This is a genomic window from Oceanobacillus sp. CAU 1775 (assembly GCF_054482815.1).
In genome coordinates this window covers 403,385-421,179 of the sequence record NZ_JBTLRO010000002.1, presented here as the reverse complement: position 1 = coordinate 421,179, position 17,795 = coordinate 403,385, and the positions used below count along the sequence as shown (strand labels likewise).

Genomic DNA, 17,795 nt, shown 5'->3' with positions numbered 1-17,795 from the left:
TGAGAGTGAGGCATGAGCAATCTGATTTTCTGGAGGAGTGATAATGGAGTGGTATCAATTAACTGTACAACAGGTAGAAGAAAAATTGCAGGTGAAATCAAATACAGGACTAAACGAAACAGAGGTACAAGCGTCTAGAAAAAAATATGGAGAAAACAAAATAATATCTCAAAAACAAACAGCACGTTGGTTAATTTTTATAAAACAATTCCAGGATTTTATGGTCATTGTCTTATTGGGTGCGACATTACTTGCTGGTTTATTAGGAGAATTTATTGATGCAATCGCTATATTAATTATCGTTTTGGTGAATGGATGTATCGGCTATTTTCAAGAACAAAAAGCAGAAAATTCATTAGAAAAACTGAAGCAACTATCTGCACCATTAGCAAATGTTTTAAGAAACGGTGAATGGAAAAAGGTTCCTTCAAGTACTCTAGTTGTTGGCGATATTGTTAAATTGAAGAGTGGAGATAGGATTCCAGCAGATATTAGAATCATTCAAGCGAATAGTTTAGAACTAGAAGAATCAGCATTAACAGGCGAATCCTTACCAGTAGAAAAAATAGTACGAGCTATTGAGAAGCCAAGTTTAGATGCACAAGATCAAGCGAATATCGGTTTCATGGGAACACTTGTAACAAAAGGGAATGGACGAGGAATTGTTGTAAAAACTGGAATGGAAACAGAAATGGGTAAAATTGCTTCTTTAATGATTACCACTAAAAAAGTAATTACACCACTCGAGCGTAGATTAGCTGAACTAGGAAAAGTGTTGATCGTTGTCGCATTATTAATGACAGCCTTGGTTGTTGTCCTTGGAATTCTTCAAGGTAGGCCAACATATCAAATGTTTCTAGCGGGCGTATCCTTAGCTGTAGCTGCAATTCCCGAAGGCCTCCCCGCAATTGTCACAGTTGCACTTTCTCTAGGTGTCCAACGTATGATTAAGCGAAAAGCGATTGTTAGAACGCTTTCTTCCGTAGAAACTCTAGGTTCAGCTTCAGTCATTTGCTCTGATAAAACAGGTACAATGACTGAAAATAAAATGACTGTTAAGCATATTTTTATAAACGATGAGAACCTCACAGTATCTGGAGATGGTTATGATATTGAAGGAGAGATATTCTCAGGTGAAAAGAAAGTTGATGAAAGATACCCCAACTTAAAATCCATGCTGCTCTATGGCACACTTTGCAATCAGGCAGAGTTAATTGAAAAGCAGGACAAGCATCAAATTGATGGTGACCCTGTAGATGGTGCCTTACTTGTAGTAGCAAAAAAGTATGGTTTAGATAATCAAACAGTAAAAGATTATCGAATCGTCAAAGAAATTCCTTTTGATTCAAATAGAAAAAGAATGAGTGTGATAGTGGCGGATAAAAATGAAAAACATTATTTAATCGTCAAAGGTGCTCCCGAAGTGTTGTTGCCACGATCACAAAATATAATGACGAAAAAGGGTATTAAAAGATTCGATGATTTACACAAAGAAAAGCTGAATCAAAAAATTGATCAAATGGCAGCACAGGCATTAAGAATAATAGGAATTGGCATAAAAGAACTGGAAGCCTATAAAGAAGAGGATATACTGACCCTTGAATCCGATATAACTTTTATTGGTTTGTATGGGATGATTGATCCTCCACGTAAAGAAGTAAAAGCGGCGATTCAAGCCTGTAACCAAGCAGGGATTAAAACAGTAATGATTACTGGAGACCATATGCACACAGCTACAGCAATTGCGAAAGACCTCGCACTATTACCTAAAAATGGACGGGTTGTAGCAGGCAGTCAATTAAATCAAATGCATCAAGAAGAACTAGAAAGTCAGATAGATGATATTTATGTATTTGCCCGCGTAACCCCTGAACATAAACTGCGCATTGTGAAGGCTTTTCAAAGTAAAGGGCATATTGTTGCAATGACAGGAGATGGGGTTAACGATGCACCTTCCATTAAGGCGGCAGATATTGGAATTAGTATGGGAATAAGTGGGACGGATGTGACGAAAGAAGCTTCTTCTGTTGTACTGATGGATGACAACTTCGCAACAATCAAAGCAGCTATCGACGAAGGTAGAACTATTTATGAAAATATTCGTAAATTCATTCGCTACTTACTAGCCTCGAATGTGGGAGAGATTCTCGTCATGCTCTTAGCAGTTTTACTAGCTTTGCCTTTACCTTTAGTGCCTGTGCAAATTCTATGGGTAAATCTTGTCACTGACGGACTACCAGCAATGGCACTTGGTATGGATACTGCAGAAAAAGATGTCATGAAAAGAGGACCAAGAAGTCCAAGAGAAGGAATATTTTCTCGGGGGTTGGGTTATAAGATTATAAGCAGGGGGATCATGATCGGTCTTGTTTCTTTAATTGGCTTTATGGTTGCATATCAAAATAATCCAGATCAATTAATCTATGCACAAACAATTACGTTCTGTACGCTTGTCATGGCGCAGTTGATTCATGTGTTCGATTGTCGTTGTGAAACTTCCATTTTTAAAAGAAACCCATTTGAAAATAAATATTTAAACTTTGCTGTTATTTCATCTGTACTTCTTTTATTAGTCGTTGTATATTGGGAACCATTGCAACCAATATTCCACACCACAGCACTAAGTCTAATAGATTGGTTATTTGTATTATTTTTAAGCGTCATTCCAACAGTAATATTCGCAATTACAAAAAAGTAAAACAAAACTAGCTATCCTCATAAGGTGGCTAGTTTTTAAATGGCGCTATTTTAAGAGAATTGAACTTTTGTTCGTCCATCAATTGTGATACGATTAGTTAAATTATAAACACTTTAAACGTAATTAATTTAATGAACAGGTGTGGTGAAAATGGTTAGAAGCATGACAGGGTATGGAAAGCATGTAATTGAAAATGAAGATTTTAGCCTTTCAGTAGAAATGCGTTCAGTAAACAATCGCTTTTTAGATTTCTCATTAAAAATGCCACAAGCTCTTTTATATTTAGAAGAAAGCATAAAAAAAGAACTCAAAACGATGTTTAGACGCGGGAAAGTTGACGTCTATATAACTATTAAAGGTGAAGGAACAACAGAAAAACATCTTCAAGTTAATCAAGAATTATTAAAACAATACATAAATCATTTTTCAGATGTAAAACGAAGATATTCAATCGAAGGTGAGCTAGAAATAAATACACTTGTTTCGCTTCCTGATATTTTCGAAGTAGTGGAAATGAATAAACATAATGATGAATTAAAAGAAAATGTTTTAACAGCAATTTCTGAAGCAGCTAAAGAATTATTAGAAATGCGAGAAACGGAAGGGAATTTTCTAGCGAAAGATATTAAGAGTCGTTTGAATGTCATAGAAGATATAACCAATCGATTAGAAACGCTTGGTCCAGAAGTTACCCAGGAATATAAGGAAAGAATACTTAAACGAATGAGTGAATTACTAAATAATGCAACAGATATTGATGAGGTTAGAATGCACCAGGAAGTTGCCATTCTAACCGAAAAAGGAGATATAACAGAAGAGATTATTCGTTTGAAGAGCCATGTAGAGCATATGAGAAAAATTTTAAAAGAAGAAGATAGCATTGGTAGAAAGCTTGATTTTATTTGTCAAGAACTTCATCGTGAAGCAAATACAATTGGATCCAAATCGATGGCAGCAGAAATTAATCATCTGGATGTTTTATTAAAAAGTGAGATAGAAAAAATTAAAGAACAAGTTCAAAATATTGAATAGTTATTAACAACATTAGTTTTTAGTATAAATTTATGTGAATTTCAAGTATACTAGTGATAACTATCTATGAACTGATAGAGGGGGAAGCACTTTGAATTTATCCATGGTTAATATTGGATTTGGAAATGTTGTTTCAGCTAATCGGATTATATCTATCGTATCACCTGAATCAGCACCAATAAAAAGAATTATTACTGTAGCGAGAGACAGAAATAAATTAGTAGACGCTACATATGGAAGAAGAACAAGAGCAGTAATTATTACTGATAGTGATCACATCATTTTATCTGCTGTTCAACCTGAAACAGTGGGCCAAAGAGTTGAAACACATGAAGAACTCACCGAGGAATCATAATAAATTTCACTAATATGTGGTGAGGTTCATTTTAAATTGTAGGAAGTTTTTAGGAGGAAAAGTAATTGAAGGATGAGTCAGGCATTTTATTTATTCTTTCAGGTCCATCTGGAGTTGGTAAAGGTACTGTGCGTCAAAAATTATTTGAAGAACAAACAGATTTACAGTATTCTATCTCAATGACAACAAGAGATATGCGACCAGGAGAGCAGGAAGGTGTTGATTATTTCTATCGTTCCACAAACGAATTTGAAGAGATGATCAAAAATAATCAATTTATAGAATATGCAAGGTATGTCAATAACTATTACGGTACGCCGAAACAATACGTGGAAGAAACATTGGCGAAGGGCAAAGATGTATTTTTAGAAATTGAGGTACAAGGTGCTTTGCAAGTGAAAAACAATTTTCCACAAGGAGTCTTTATCTTCTTATTCCCACCAAGTTTAGATGAATTGAAAAATCGCATCGTTGGACGTGGAACAGAAACGGAAGAATTAGTAATCAATCGATTAAAAGAAGCAAGAAAAGAAATTGAAATGATGCACGCTTATGATTATGTTGTTGTAAATGACGATGTAAGTAAAGCTGTTGAAAGAGTTAAATCGATTATTACGAGTGAACATTTAAAAAGAGAACGTGTAGAAAAACAATACAAAAAAATACTGGAGGCTGAATAATTATGATGCTCGAACCATCAATCGATCAATTACAAGAAAAAATTTATTCGAAATATGTTTTAATTACTTTATCTGCAAGACGTGCTAGAGATATCTCTGACGGTGCAACACCAATGGTAGAATCACCAACTTCACATACATCAGTTGGAATTGCCCTAGAAGAAATCGCTGCTGAAAAACTTTACGTAGCAAAATAATATTTTTTTTAAACCCTCGCCTCTAAAGCGGGGGTTTCATTTTTAAATACATAATTTTAAATATGCTGATTGCGGTCTAGGAAAAATGTAGAAGACAGGAAAATATGATAAACTTAGAGCAATGAAGAAAGGGGTTATCGCATGGTAAAAGGTAAAAATATTCTATTAGGCGTTTCTGGTGGAATCGCCGTATACAAAGCATGTGCCCTAACGAGTAAACTTACACAAAAAGGCGCAAACGTAAAAGTAATTATGACAGAAAATGCAACAAAATTCGTATCACCTTTAACATTCCAAGCCTTATCTAGAAATCCTGTTTATACAGATACATTTGATGAAAAAGATCCTAATAAAATTGCACATATAGATTTAGCAGATTGGGCAGAAATAGCAATTTTAGCTCCTGCCACATCGAATATCATTGGAAAAGTCGCACACGGAATTGCGGATGATATGCTTTCAACAACATTAATTGCAACTAGGGCAGAAGTTTATATAGCGCCCGCAATGAATGTTCATATGTATGCACATCCAGCCGTTATGGAAAATATGCGAAAGCTTGAAAAGTGGGGCTATAACTTTATTGAACCAGGTGCAGGTTATTTAGCTTGTGGGTATGTTGGTAAAGGTCGTTTAGAAGAACCTGAAACTATAATAGAGGTTATAGAGAATCATCAAAAGAAGGATCAGCCATTAAAGGGAAAGAAAGTATTAGTTTCCGCTGGTCCAACTAGAGAAGTTATCGATCCCGTTCGTTTTCTCTCGAATCGTTCATCAGGGAAGATGGGCTTTCGTATAGCAGAAGCAGCAAAAAAACTAGGTGCAGATGTGACATTGGTTACAGGACCGACAAGTGAAGAACTTTCAGAACTATCGATAAAGAGAGTTGATATTGTCTCAGCTGAAGAAATGTTCCAAGCAATGCATGAAGAATTTTCAGATGCAGATATTGTCGTGAAATCAGCAGCAGTATCTGATTATCGACCAAAACAAGTTTTTGATGAAAAGGTAAAAAAACAACCCGAAGATATCGTATTAGAAATGGAAAGAACGAAAGATATATTAGCATCACTAGGTGAATTAAAGAAAAATCAATTTCTCGTAGGATTTGCGGCCGAAACAGAAAATGTAGAAGCGTATGGCAAAGAAAAACTACAAAAGAAGAATCTTGATGCGATTGTGATCAATAATGTTGCAACAGAAGGTGCAGGTTTTGCAGGAGATACGAATATAGTAACGTATTTAAACCGTTCTTTAGAATCAGAGACACTACCTTTAGCAACAAAATCAGAAATCGCAAACCGTTTATTCGAACTAATTTTACGAGATATGAAGGATGACCGTCTTTGAAAATAGCTAAAGTAATTGTTGATGTGCCTGCGAGTGTTATTGACCAAACCTTTGACTATGAAATACCAGAACAATATATTGATGTTCTGGTTCCAGGTATGCGTGTAATTGTTCCATTTGGTCCACGAAAGATTATGGGTTATGTCGTGAAAATTACATCGGAATCTGCTTTTAAAAGGTTAAAACCAATAGAAGAAGTATTAGATATTGTTCCAGTATTAACGAATGAACTTCTAGATCTTGGACAGTGGCTTGCAAAAGAAACATTGTCACTCTCCATTTCGGCACTTCAAGTGATGTTGCCACAGGTGCTAAAATCGAAGTATAAAAAAGAAATTCATCGGCTAAATGAAGAACAACTTTCTCCAGAGTTAGAAGATTTATTTGCAGGGCGTGATGTTATTACATATGAGGAGTTTGAAACCTCACTAATCAAGCACAGCCAGCTAAAGAAAGAAATAGATCAAGAGAAAGTAATGATTGATTATATTGTAAAATCTAAGATAACAAAAAAATACGAAACGATGGTTCGTCCGAAAAAAGATATCCTGCAATTAGAAGAAGCACTAGTAGATTTCTCGAAATCTGCTAAGAAGCAAGTTGCTATTTTAAACTATTTTATCGACCATCCAGAAGAAATCTCACAGAAAATTCTATTGAATAAGTTGAAAACTACTTCGAGTACAGTAAAAGCATTGGTTGAAAAAGGGTTACTAGAAACTTATCGTAAAGAAGTGTTTAGAAACCCATTCGATGATGATTCGATTGTACAGACAGAACCACTGCTATTAACAGATGAACAAGATCAAGCAATTCAACCAATCCTTGAAAGTATCGAAAAAGTCGAACATGAAGTTTTTCTTATTCACGGAGTTACTGGAAGTGGAAAAACGGAAATATATCTTCAAGCAATCCAGGAAGTGATTAATCAAGGGAAAGAAGCGATCGTTTTAGTACCTGAAATTTCATTAACCCCGCAAATGGTCCACCGTTTCAAAGGAAGATTTGGAAAAAACGTTGCTGTAATGCACAGTGCACTATCTGCAGGTGAAAAATTTGATGAATGGCGTAAGATTCAGAGAAAAGAAGTCCAAGTTGTTGTCGGAGCAAGATCAGCAATATTTTCTCCATTTGAAAATCTAGGAATTATTATTATCGATGAAGAACATGAAACAAGTTATAAACAAGAAGAGCAACCTCGCTATCATGCAAGAGATGTAGCAATTTATCGAGGTAAGAAAAACAAATTCCCAGTTGTTCTTGGTAGTGCAACACCAACATTAGAGTCGTTTGCTCGAGCAGATAAGAATGTTTATAAGCTACAAACCCTTCATAAGAGAACAAATGAAAAACCTATGCCTGAAGTGATTACCGTAGATATGCGAAATGAGCTACATGCAGGAAACCGGACGATGTTCTCTAGACTTTTAATGGATAAAATGAAGGCTTGTATCGAGAGGGGAGAACAAATCGTTCTCTTATTAAATAGGCGTGGTTACTCAACGTTTATTATGTGTCGTGATTGTGGTCATGTGAAAGAGTGTCCACATTGTGATATAGCATTAACCTATCACAAGAACACCAATATCTTAAAATGTCACTACTGTTCATTTGAAGAAACAGTACCAACGATTTGTCCCGAATGTGAAAGTGATTTAATTCGCTACTTTGGAACTGGTACACAAAAAGTGGAAGAATCACTTGCGCAATTGATGCCAGAAGCTACAGTGCTTCGAATGGATGTTGATACAACCCGAAAGAAGGGTGCGCATGAAAAGATACTCACAGCATTTTCTGAGAAGAAAGCAGATATCTTGTTGGGAACACAAATGATTGCAAAAGGACTAGATTTTGAGAACGTAACACTGGTTGGTGTGTTAACTGCTGATTCGATGTTGAATCTACCAGATTTTCGTTCTTCTGAAAGAACTTTTCAACTCTTGACTCAAGTAAGCGGAAGAGCAGGAAGACATGATTTAACTGGAGAAGTAATTGTGCAAACATATACGCCAGAACACTATAGTATTGAGCTTGCTAGCCAATATAATTTTGAGGACTTTTATAAAAAGGAAATGGCAATTCGCAGGACTTTTCAATACCCGCCATATTTTTATTTAGCATTAATTACAGTATCTCATCCTAACCATGTAAAAGTTGTTCAAAGTGCTCAATCCATTGTCGGACAACTACAAGAAAGGGTTTCCGGTCAAACAATTATTCTCGGACCAACACCATCGCCAATCCCTAGGATCAAGGATAGATATCGCTACCAATGCATGATAAAATACAAGAATGAACCAGAATTGAGAAAATACATTACAGAAATGCAACAGTCATTCTCAGACGAAATGCGAAAAAATGACCTACAAATCATCGTCGACATGCAACCATATCATATGATGTAACTACTTTTGAGAAATATTTATCGAGTTAAAATGACGCATCGATTAATTTAGAAGGCAATGTTAAAGCTAATTATTGAGATTCCTCCTAAGAGAACTTAAAAGAATGAAATTAGCTTCGGAAATATACGTAGACTCCAGCGGGATGGAAGGCAACGGTGAGACCCCGCAAGTCGCTTGCGACTGAGGAGGCTCACCAGCCGCCCGCGGAAAGCGAAGTATATTTCCGAAGCGGGTCTATCCTGATAACAACTTTATACTTTAACAAAGCCATATAGAAAGAAGGTTTTATTATGAAAAGAATTGTTTTTATGGGAACTCCTGAATTTTCGGTACCAATACTTCAAGCACTTGTAGATTCAGAGTATGAAGTTGTACTAGTAGTAACGCAACCTGATCGACCAAAAGGGAGAAAAAGAGTAATTACACCACCTCCAGTTAAGGAGTTGGCTGTAGAACTTAACATTCCTGTTTTTCAACCAGAAAAACTAAGAGAAAATTATCAAGAAATTCTTTCCTATCATCCAGACTTAATTGTTACGGCAGCTTATGGTCAGTTATTACCAAATGGATTACTTGAAGCACCACCATTTGGTTCAATTAATGTCCATGCCTCACTACTCCCTGAACTACGTGGCGGTGCACCTATCCACCACGCTATCGTGCAAGGAAAAGAAAAAACAGGGATTACAATTATGTACATGGTGGAAAAATTAGATGCAGGAGATATGTTGACTCAAGTGGAAGTTCCGATTTTAAAAGATGATCATGTTGGAACGATGCATGATAAACTTTCAATTGCTGGAGCGGATTTACTTCTTAAAACATTACCTAAGCTATTTAATAATGAGCTCGAACCAATAAAGCAAGATGAAACGAAAGCAACTTTTGCTGCGAATATTACAAGAGAAGATGAAGAAATCGACTGGAATAAAACGAATATAGAGATTTATAATCATGTTCGGGGATTACATCCATGGCCAGTAGCCTATACTACTTATGAAGGAAAACGTTTGAAAATCTGGTGGGCAGAACTTGATGAGACAACCTATGATGAAAAACCTGGAGTCATTATCAAGAAAGATGACCTAGATGATTTTATCGTCGTTTGTGGGAATCAAAAAGGACTTCGCGTTACTGACATTCAACCAGCAGGAAGTAAGCGTATGTTAGTAAAAGACTATCTTCAAGGATCAGCTGACCGTATTAAAACTGGTGTACAATTAGGAGAATAATATGAAACCATTACGACTAAGAAATACAATACTAGAATTATTGCTCCAGATTGAAAAAGGTGGCAGCTATAGCCATTTAGTTATTAACAAAGTAATTAATGAAAAAAATTTCAGTACGAAAGATGAAGCTCTCCTCACACAAGTTGTCTATGGAACAACAGAGCGAAAGTTAACACTTGAGTATTACTTAAGTCATTTTCTAAATGAAAAGAAAAAAATTGAACCATGGGTATATACCCTTTTAAAAATGTCTGTTTATCAAATGGTTTACTTAGATAAAATTCCTGCACACGCTATTATACATGAGGCAGTAGAGATTGCTAAAGAACGTGGTCACCGAGGCGTTCAAGGCTTTGTTAATGGTGTATTGAGAAATATTCAGCGTAATGGGGTTCCAGATTTCTCAGACATTAAAGATCCAATTGAAAAGTTATCTATTCAAACGAGTCATCCATATTGGCTTATCGAAAGATGGATCGAACAATACGGTAGAGAAGTTACGGAAAAAATTTGTCTAGCGAATTTAGAAATCAAACCAATTACCGTACGAGTACAACCGTTGAAACTTTCAAGAGAAGAAGCAATCACTAAACTAGAAGCAGAAGGATACAGTGTGAGAGCTTCAGATTTTTCGAAGCAAGGAATTATCATAGAGAAGGGGAATATTCTCTCAAGTAATTTATTTCAAGAAGGTAAATTAACCATACAAGACCAGAGTTCTATGCTCGTTAGCGAAATATTAAACCCTATGCCTGGCATGACAGTGTTAGATGCATGTAGCGCTCCAGGTGGGAAAGCAACACATTTAGCAGAACAGATGGAGAATGTGGGAATCATCCATGCGCATGATTTAAATGAAAAGAAAATAAAACAAATTGATGATAAAGCTTCAACCTTGAACTTAACGATTATAGATGCAGAAAAAGCCGATGCACGTAAATTAAAGGAAAAATACGATGTAGCGAGTTTTGATCGCATTCTAGTAGATGCTCCGTGCTCTGGTTTAGGAGTAATTAGAAGTAAACCTGAAATAAAATACGAAAAAAAGCTAGAAGATATCATGAATTTACAAGTGATCCAACTTAATATTTTAGAAGAGGTTGCTGACCTTTTAAAAGAAGATGGTCGTATGGTATATAGTACTTGCACGATCGAAAAGGCAGAAAACGAAGAAGTAGTAAAACGATTTTTGGAGAAAAATACAAACTTTGTTGTGGATGAAACATTCTTCGATGAATTACCAGATGTATTTGAAAATTCAATAGGGGTTACCCCATATGGATTGCAAATCTTTCCATATACAAATCAAACCGATGGATTCTTTCTAACTCGATTTAAGAAAATTAACTAAATTGTTTTTTTATCTCATTACTTATGTAATAATCAAGATACAACTATTGCTCAAAGGATAGAAATGGGGGGGCAAAATGGAAGCTTATTTCCTGACTGATATTGGTAAAGTAAGAAGTCATAATGAAGATTCTGGTGGAATCTTTTTTAATAAGGAAGGACAAGTGCTTGCGCTTATTGCAGATGGAATGGGTGGTCACTTGGGTGGAGATGTTGCAAGTCAAATGGCAACTGAATTCATTAAAAAACAATGGGAAATTGCTGAAAAGAAAATCCGCCCAAATGAAGTCGAAACTTGGATTAAAGAAACAATCGACGGAGCAAATAAAGTGATTTTCGAAGGTTCCTTAGAGAGCGAAGATTTGAAGGGTATGGGGACTACTGTTGTTTTGGTAGTCTGTTTAGATGAGTTTATTTCTATTGCCCATGTTGGAGATAGTAGATGCTATCTCTATGAAAATGAAAATTTAAAACAAATCACAGAAGATCATACGTTTATTCATGAGTTAGTAAAAACAGGACAAATCTCAGCAGATGATGCCGAACTTCATCCAAGAAAGAATGTCCTACTTCGTGCGTTAGGGACCGAAGAGAATATTAAAGCAGATATTCATACGATGGAGTGGGATAAAGGAAATAAAGTTCTTCTTTGCTCTGACGGATTATCAAATAAAGTAACGGATGAAGAATTACAAAATCACCTAGGGAATTCAGAAGATACGGAAGCTATAAGTGAATCATTAGTTTCGCTCGCCAATGAACGCGGTGGCGAAGATAATATAACATTAGCAATTGTTCACCATACTTCTCTCGAGGAAGTTGGTGAAGAATTATGATGAAAGGACATCTCTTAAACGAACGCTACGAAATCATTCAAAAAATTGGTAGCGGTGGAATGGCAGATGTTTATTTAGCAAGAGATACAATCCTAGAGCGAGACGTCGCAATAAAAGCATTGCGTTCGGATTATGTAAATGATACAGAGTTCACCACTCGGTTTGACCGTGAAGCACAGGCTGCAACGAGCCTTTCTCATCCGAATATCGTAAATATCTTTGATGTAGGTGAAGAGGGCGATGTTCTATACATGGTAATGGAATATGTTGATGGTCTTACTTTGAAAGAATACATACAACGTTACGGGCCGATTGAGGTTGAAGAGGCAATAGATATCATGAAGCAAATTGTTTCTGCTATCGCTCATGCCCATGATAATGATTTTGTGCATCGAGATATTAAACCGCAAAATATATTGATTAACAACTTTGGCCAAGCAAAAGTAACCGACTTTGGAATTGCTATTGCTTTAAGTGCAACTTCATTAACGCAAACAAATTCAATTTTAGGTTCCGTCCATTATTTATCACCAGAGCAAGCTAGAGGTGGAATGGCGACTAAAAAATCAGATATCTATTCGATTGGAATTGTCTTCTTTGAACTATTAACAGGTAGATTACCTTTTTCAGGACAATCACCAGTTTCAATCGCATTAAAGCATTTACAAAATGAAACACCTTCTGTTAGAAGATTTAATCAGGATATTCCACAAAGTGTAGAGAATGTTGTTTTAAAGGCAACTGCGAAAGATCCTTTTCATCGCTACGCTTCCATTTATGAACTGGAAGATGCAATTGAAACGGCACTTTCACCAAGCCGTTTGAATGAGCCTCCGTACACTCCACCAGTCGAAGTTGGTGAGGAAACGATGGCAATACCAATTTTGACAGACGATCAATTCATTGGTGCAGAAAACCAAGAAACTATCATCAGTCAACCAAATGGAATGACAAGAAGTTATCCTGTGGATGAAGATGTAGATGATAAAAAGAAACCAAAGGACAAATCAAAAAAGAAAAAAGGTAAGAAAAAGAAATGGTTAATTATTCTAAGCGCTCTATTTATATTAGTCGTAGCAGGTGTAATTGCACTGTTTCTAATCCCTGGACTACTTCAACCAGACGATATTGAATTGCCAGATTTCGTTGAGTGGGAATATGAAGAAGCGAAAGAAGCGTTAGAAGAACTGAATTTACTTGTTGAGCAAGAACTTGATTATTCCGATGAAATTCCAGAGGGACATGTAATAGAAATGAAACCTAGAGCAGGTAGAACTGTAAAAGAAGGTTCCATAGTTACATTACTAGTAAGTGAAGGAAAAGAACTTATTACTATGGAAGATTATGTTGGCGAAGACTTCGAACAAGTATTTGAGGAACTTGAAGAATTAGGGTTTGTGGATATTTTACCGTTAGAAAAGTACTCCGACGAACCAGCAGGACAAATTATCACACAAATTCAACCTTCACCAGGTTCAGAAGTTGTTCCAAGTGAGGAAAAAGTGATTTTAGAGGTAAGTATGGGGATAGAACCAGTAAGTCTCAATAATCTAACCGGAATGACTGAAAAACAGGCTAGAGAGTATCTCGAAAATAACAATCTTGAAATGAAGCTTCATCATGAACACTCTTCAAATGTTGAAGAAGGTAGAGTAATCAGGCAATCTCCTGATTCTGGTACACAGTTAGAAGTTGGCGATACTGTGGATGTATATATTTCACTAGGGCCAGAAGAGATACCTCCACGTACATTTGAGGTGACCTATAATGTTAATTACACAGGTGACCAAGGAACAGATGACGAAGAGGATACGGAAAATCAAGAGCCTGTAGAACAAATTGTAAAAATTTATATTGGTGATATGGAAAATAATATTACGAATGTATACGAAGAAATTACTATAACGGAAGATACTCCAGTGACGTTTACATTAATTATTGCACCGAACAGCAATGCAGAATATTTTATTACGAGAGATGAACAAATGATAACAAGCGACGTAATTAGCTATGAGGATGGTGACTAAATGGCAGAAGGCAGAATCATAAAAGCATTAAGCGGATTCTATTATGTGAAAACAAAAGAAGACAAAATTTATCAATGCCGAGGCAGAGGTGTTTTCCGTAATCAAAATATCACCCCTTTAGTTGGAGATGAAGTTATCTTCGAATTCGAGAATCCTAAAGAAGGTTATATTATGGAAATTAAGCCACGTATCAACGAATTACAACGGCCACCAATTTCAAATATAACACAAGCAATTATTATGACTTCTGCCAAAGAACCGAATTTTAATCAAACGCTATTGGATCAATTTCTTATACTAATAGAGGCTAAAAACATTCGAGCAGTTCTTTTTATTAGTAAAATGGATCTCTTAACTGAAGATGAGCGTGAAGAAATAGAGCGATATAAAGAAAAGTATGAAGCAATCGGTTATCCTGTTGAATTGGTTTCTACAAATACGGAAAGCACCTTTCAACATTTAGAAGGATACCTAGCTGATGAAATAACAGTAATTGCAGGTCAGTCAGGCGTTGGAAAATCTTCCATTTTGAATTTATTAGATGCATCTTTAGAGTTAAAAACCGGAGAAATATCTGATAGCTTAGGTAGGGGTAAACATACAACAAGGCATGTAGAATTAATCAATATTAATAATGGTCTTGTTGCTGATACCCCTGGTTTTAGTTCTTTAGACTTTAGCGAAATAGAGGCGGAAGATTTATCAAGTTACTTCCCTGAATTTCGCGAGAGGATGCATGCATGTAAATTTAGGGGTTGCCTTCATGTGAAGGAACCAAAATGTGCGATTAAAGATGCTTTAGAAGCAGGAGAAATTGCTGCGTCTCGTTATAATAATTATGTGAAGTTTCTAGAAGAAATTAAGAATAGAAAGCCGAGGTATTAATACGAAATGACAAAGATTGCACCTTCCATCCTTTCCGCAGATTTTGCAAAGCTTGGAGCAGAGATTAAAGATGTTGAAGCAGGTGGAGCGGAATATATCCATGTGGATGTAATGGATGGACATTTTGTTCCTAATATTACGATTGGCCCTCTAATTGTCGAAGCAATTCGCCCGATTACAGAGCTGACATTGGATGTACACTTAATGATTGAAAATCCAGATCAATATATTCCTGCATTTGCAAAAGCAGGCGCAGATATTATTTCGGTTCATCAAGAAGCTTGTGTTCATTTAGACCGTACGATCCAACTGATTAAAGAATCTGGTGCGAAGGCGGGTGTTGTCATTAATCCTGCAACACCAGCAGAGTTTCTACTACCGATTTTGTCAAAAGTTGATTTAGTATTGGTTATGACGGTAAATCCGGGCTTTGGGGGACAAAAATTTATTGAAGAAGCTGTTCCTAAGATTAAACAGTTAGATACATGGAGATCTGAAATGAATCTTTCATTTGAAATTGAGATAGACGGTGGAGTTAACACGGAAACAGCGAAGAAATGTACAGATGCCGGTGCAGATGTACTTGTCGCGGGAAGTGCAGTTTTTAACAAACCCGACCGAAAAGATGCAATTGAAGCTATTTTAGATGCAGTAAGAGATTGAGCCATGGAGCAGCTGACAATAGGAGTAGTTGCCAATGGACCTGAACATCTTATACCAGATTTAAGTGATTACAAGGATAAAGTTGATGTGTGGATTGGGGCAGATCGTGGAGCTCTACATTTACTAAATAATAACCTTACGATTGATTATGCATTAGGAGATTTTGATTCTGTTACAACGAAGGAACTTGCAAGAATAGAAGAAGTTACAGAGAACCTGGAATCATTTCCAAGTGAAAAAGATGAAACAGATGTTGAGTTAGCAATCCGAAAAGCTTCAGAACTAGGAGCGAAAAAACTTCTTCTCTTTGGTGTAACAGGAGCTAGAATTGACCATGAGCTAATTAATATACAACTTCTATCAATTGTTCATCAATTGGGAATAAAAGGGATTATTATAGATATATATAATTCTATTGAATGGACGACACCAGGTGAACATTCTGTTTTTCAAGATACGATCTATGAAACAATTTCTTTTATACCTGTCACAGAGGAAGTAATAGGTCTTACATTAAAAGGTTTCTATTACCCATTAGATAAAGCAACTGTAAATTATGGATCTACAAGAACTATTTCTAATAAACTTACTGAAGAAAAAGGTACTTTTTCGTACGACCAAGGCATATTATTGTTAATAAAGAGTCGCGATATTAAAGAGTAATAAGCTTGGTTTGTGCGAAGGAGGGGGAACTCATTAAATTTTATACGATTAAACTCCCAAGATTTATTGGTGGCTTTGTAAAAGTAGTAATGGGTGTTTTTAAAAAAGATAAATAAAAAATACAGCTTTTGTCTTTGGGGACAGAAGCTGTATTTTTTATTAAGCTTATCATTCACGTCTAGTTCCAGCGCCCAGCAACTATCAAATTTCGTACTTCTCCATTACGATAAGTCAACATCGACTCACTGCGTTCGTCGTGTTTCCTTTATCTCATTGCGAAGCACTACAATTTGTACGTTGCTGACCGGGCACTTCCACTTTTGGTTATTAAACTCGCTCAACTTTTCCTGATTTTAATGCACGTGCAGAAACATATACACGTTTTGGTTTTCCATCAACCATTATACGTACTTTTTGAACATTCGCTTTCCAAGTACGTTTATTGGAATTCATAGCGTGAGAACGAAGATTTCCACTTCGTGTTTTACGGCCCGTAACAACACATTTTCTAGCCATGACAATCCCTCCTTACTGTTTACAGATGTCGTTAATCATACTTGTATACTTTATCATAAAATAAAATAGTATGCAATCGATTTTTGTGACTGTAAGGGTGACTATAGAATTTGGACTTTGTGAATAACTCATTTGATGAGGGATAGCCACGTCCGGCTCCAGCGCCCAACGACTATCAAACTTCGCACTCCTTCAATCGATAAGTCAACATCGACTCGTACCTCGTCGTGTTTCCTTTATCTCATTACGAAGTACTCCAGTTTGTACGTCGCTGAACGGGCGCTTGCGCCTTTGTTCTTGCAAAGAATAAACTCTTGACAGAAAGTTTTAATTCCCCCATTGTATGAAGAGTAAAAACGCAAGACAGTAAAATTAAAGTGGAATTAGAATAGGCTTTTAAAAATAGGTATGTTGTAGTAGAATGTCTTTATACTATGTAGTTTTTGAATAGGACTTGTCTAAATGAATAGTTTAAAAATCTTTTATGAACAAAACTGAAGTTTATGAGGAGGATCCATATGTCCATTGAACTAAATACAAAGGATGGCCAAGTTACAATTACTAATGATGTGATTTCTACTATAGCTGGAGGCACAGCAGTTGAATGTTATGGTATTGTTGGAATGGCGTCTAAAAGTCAAATCAGAGATGGAATAGCAGAGATACTTAGAAAAGAAAATTACTCCCGTGGGATTGTTGTGAGACAAGAGGGCGAGAAGCTTCATATTGATTTGTATATCATCGTAATCTATGGAACAAAGATTTCTGAAATTGCGAGCAACGTACAATCACAGGTTAAATATACATTAGAACAATCTTTAGGACTTACTGTTGATTCCGTCAATATTTATATTCAAGGTGTTCGAGTTGTAAACGATTAAGAATAATTTATGCAGGAGGAAATTA

17 protein-coding genes are annotated in these 17,795 nt (G+C 36.0%); 16 read left to right on the top strand and 1 reads right to left on the bottom strand.

What is annotated here, in order from left to right:
• Positions 1-43: 43 nt before the first annotated feature.
• The 15 genes from ACXYMZ_RS05350 (at position 44) to spoVM (ending at position 16,489) form a co-directional block, all read left to right on the top strand.
• Positions 44-2,698, top strand: coding sequence for a cation-translocating P-type ATPase (locus ACXYMZ_RS05350; RefSeq protein ID WP_458947329.1), 2,655 nt, complete (start codon positions 44-46; stop codon positions 2,696-2,698).
• 150 nt (positions 2,699-2,848) lie between these two features.
• Entirely contained in the window at positions 2,849-3,730 is an 882-nt protein-coding gene (locus ACXYMZ_RS05345; RefSeq protein WP_458947328.1) for a YicC/YloC family endoribonuclease, read from the top strand.
• A gap of 103 nt (positions 3,731-3,833) precedes the next feature.
• Positions 3,834-4,085, top strand: coding sequence for an extracellular matrix/biofilm regulator RemA (gene remA, locus ACXYMZ_RS05340; RefSeq protein ID WP_458947495.1), 252 nt, complete (start codon positions 3,834-3,836; stop codon positions 4,083-4,085).
• Between the two features lie 65 nt (positions 4,086-4,150).
• Entirely contained in the window at positions 4,151-4,765 is a 615-nt protein-coding gene (gene gmk / locus ACXYMZ_RS05335; protein ID WP_458947327.1) for a guanylate kinase, read from the top strand.
• A 2-nt stretch (positions 4,766-4,767) separates the two neighbouring features.
• Positions 4,768-4,962, top strand: coding sequence for a DNA-directed RNA polymerase subunit omega (gene rpoZ / locus ACXYMZ_RS05330; RefSeq protein ID WP_458947326.1), 195 nt, complete (start codon positions 4,768-4,770; stop codon positions 4,960-4,962).
• Between the two features lie 141 nt (positions 4,963-5,103).
• Positions 5,104-6,312 carry a bifunctional phosphopantothenoylcysteine decarboxylase/phosphopantothenate--cysteine ligase CoaBC gene (coaBC, locus tag ACXYMZ_RS05325; protein WP_458947325.1) on the top strand — a complete coding sequence of 403 codons (1,209 nt, stop codon included), beginning with the start codon at positions 5,104-5,106 and terminating at the stop codon, positions 6,310-6,312.
• Positions 6,309-8,717: a primosomal protein N' gene (gene priA / locus ACXYMZ_RS05320; RefSeq protein ID WP_458947324.1), complete on the top strand. Its 2,409-nt coding sequence runs from the start codon at positions 6,309-6,311 to the stop codon at positions 8,715-8,717. Before coaBC ends, priA begins: the two co-directional genes overlap by 4 nt.
• A gap of 290 nt (positions 8,718-9,007) precedes the next feature.
• Positions 9,008-9,949, top strand: a complete 942-nt coding sequence (gene fmt / locus ACXYMZ_RS05315; protein WP_458947323.1) for a methionyl-tRNA formyltransferase — start codon at positions 9,008-9,010, stop codon at positions 9,947-9,949.
• A gap of 1 nt (position 9,950) precedes the next feature.
• Positions 9,951-11,300, top strand: a complete 1,350-nt coding sequence (gene rsmB, locus ACXYMZ_RS05310; protein WP_458947322.1) for a 16S rRNA (cytosine(967)-C(5))-methyltransferase RsmB — start codon at positions 9,951-9,953, stop codon at positions 11,298-11,300.
• Positions 11,301-11,376: 76 nt separating this feature from the next.
• A complete protein-coding gene (locus tag ACXYMZ_RS05305; RefSeq protein WP_458947321.1) occupies positions 11,377-12,135 on the top strand; it encodes a Stp1/IreP family PP2C-type Ser/Thr phosphatase in 759 nt (252 codons plus the stop codon).
• On the top strand, positions 12,132-14,162 hold the full coding sequence (pknB, locus tag ACXYMZ_RS05300; protein ID WP_458947320.1) for a Stk1 family PASTA domain-containing Ser/Thr kinase: 2,031 nt from the start codon (positions 12,132-12,134) through the stop codon (positions 14,160-14,162). Before ACXYMZ_RS05305 ends, pknB begins: the two co-directional genes overlap by 4 nt.
• Positions 14,163-15,047 (top strand): ribosome small subunit-dependent GTPase A, encoded by an 885-nt coding sequence (gene rsgA / locus ACXYMZ_RS05295; RefSeq protein WP_458947319.1) that lies wholly within the window; start codon positions 14,163-14,165, stop codon positions 15,045-15,047. It abuts the gene before it with no gap.
• A gap of 6 nt (positions 15,048-15,053) precedes the next feature.
• Complete coding sequence (rpe, locus tag ACXYMZ_RS05290; RefSeq protein WP_458947318.1) at positions 15,054-15,710, top strand: ribulose-phosphate 3-epimerase; 657 nt, start codon at positions 15,054-15,056, stop codon at positions 15,708-15,710.
• A gap of 3 nt (positions 15,711-15,713) precedes the next feature.
• Positions 15,714-16,373 carry a thiamine diphosphokinase gene (locus tag ACXYMZ_RS05285; protein WP_458947317.1) on the top strand — a complete coding sequence of 220 codons (660 nt, stop codon included), beginning with the start codon at positions 15,714-15,716 and terminating at the stop codon, positions 16,371-16,373.
• Between the two features lie 5 nt (positions 16,374-16,378).
• Complete coding sequence (spoVM, locus tag ACXYMZ_RS05280) at positions 16,379-16,489, top strand: stage V sporulation protein SpoVM (RefSeq protein WP_458947316.1); 111 nt, start codon at positions 16,379-16,381, stop codon at positions 16,487-16,489.
• 211 nt (positions 16,490-16,700) lie between these two features.
• Here the strand turns inward: spoVM and rpmB are convergent, their stop codons facing one another.
• Complete coding sequence (gene rpmB / locus ACXYMZ_RS05275) at positions 16,701-16,889, bottom strand: 50S ribosomal protein L28 (RefSeq protein WP_458947315.1); 189 nt, start codon at positions 16,887-16,889, stop codon at positions 16,701-16,703.
• Between the two features lie 518 nt (positions 16,890-17,407).
• Between rpmB and ACXYMZ_RS05270 the strand changes: the two genes are divergently transcribed.
• A complete protein-coding gene (locus ACXYMZ_RS05270; RefSeq protein WP_458947314.1) occupies positions 17,408-17,770 on the top strand; it encodes an Asp23/Gls24 family envelope stress response protein in 363 nt (120 codons plus the stop codon).
• Positions 17,771-17,795: the final 25 nt, after the last annotated feature.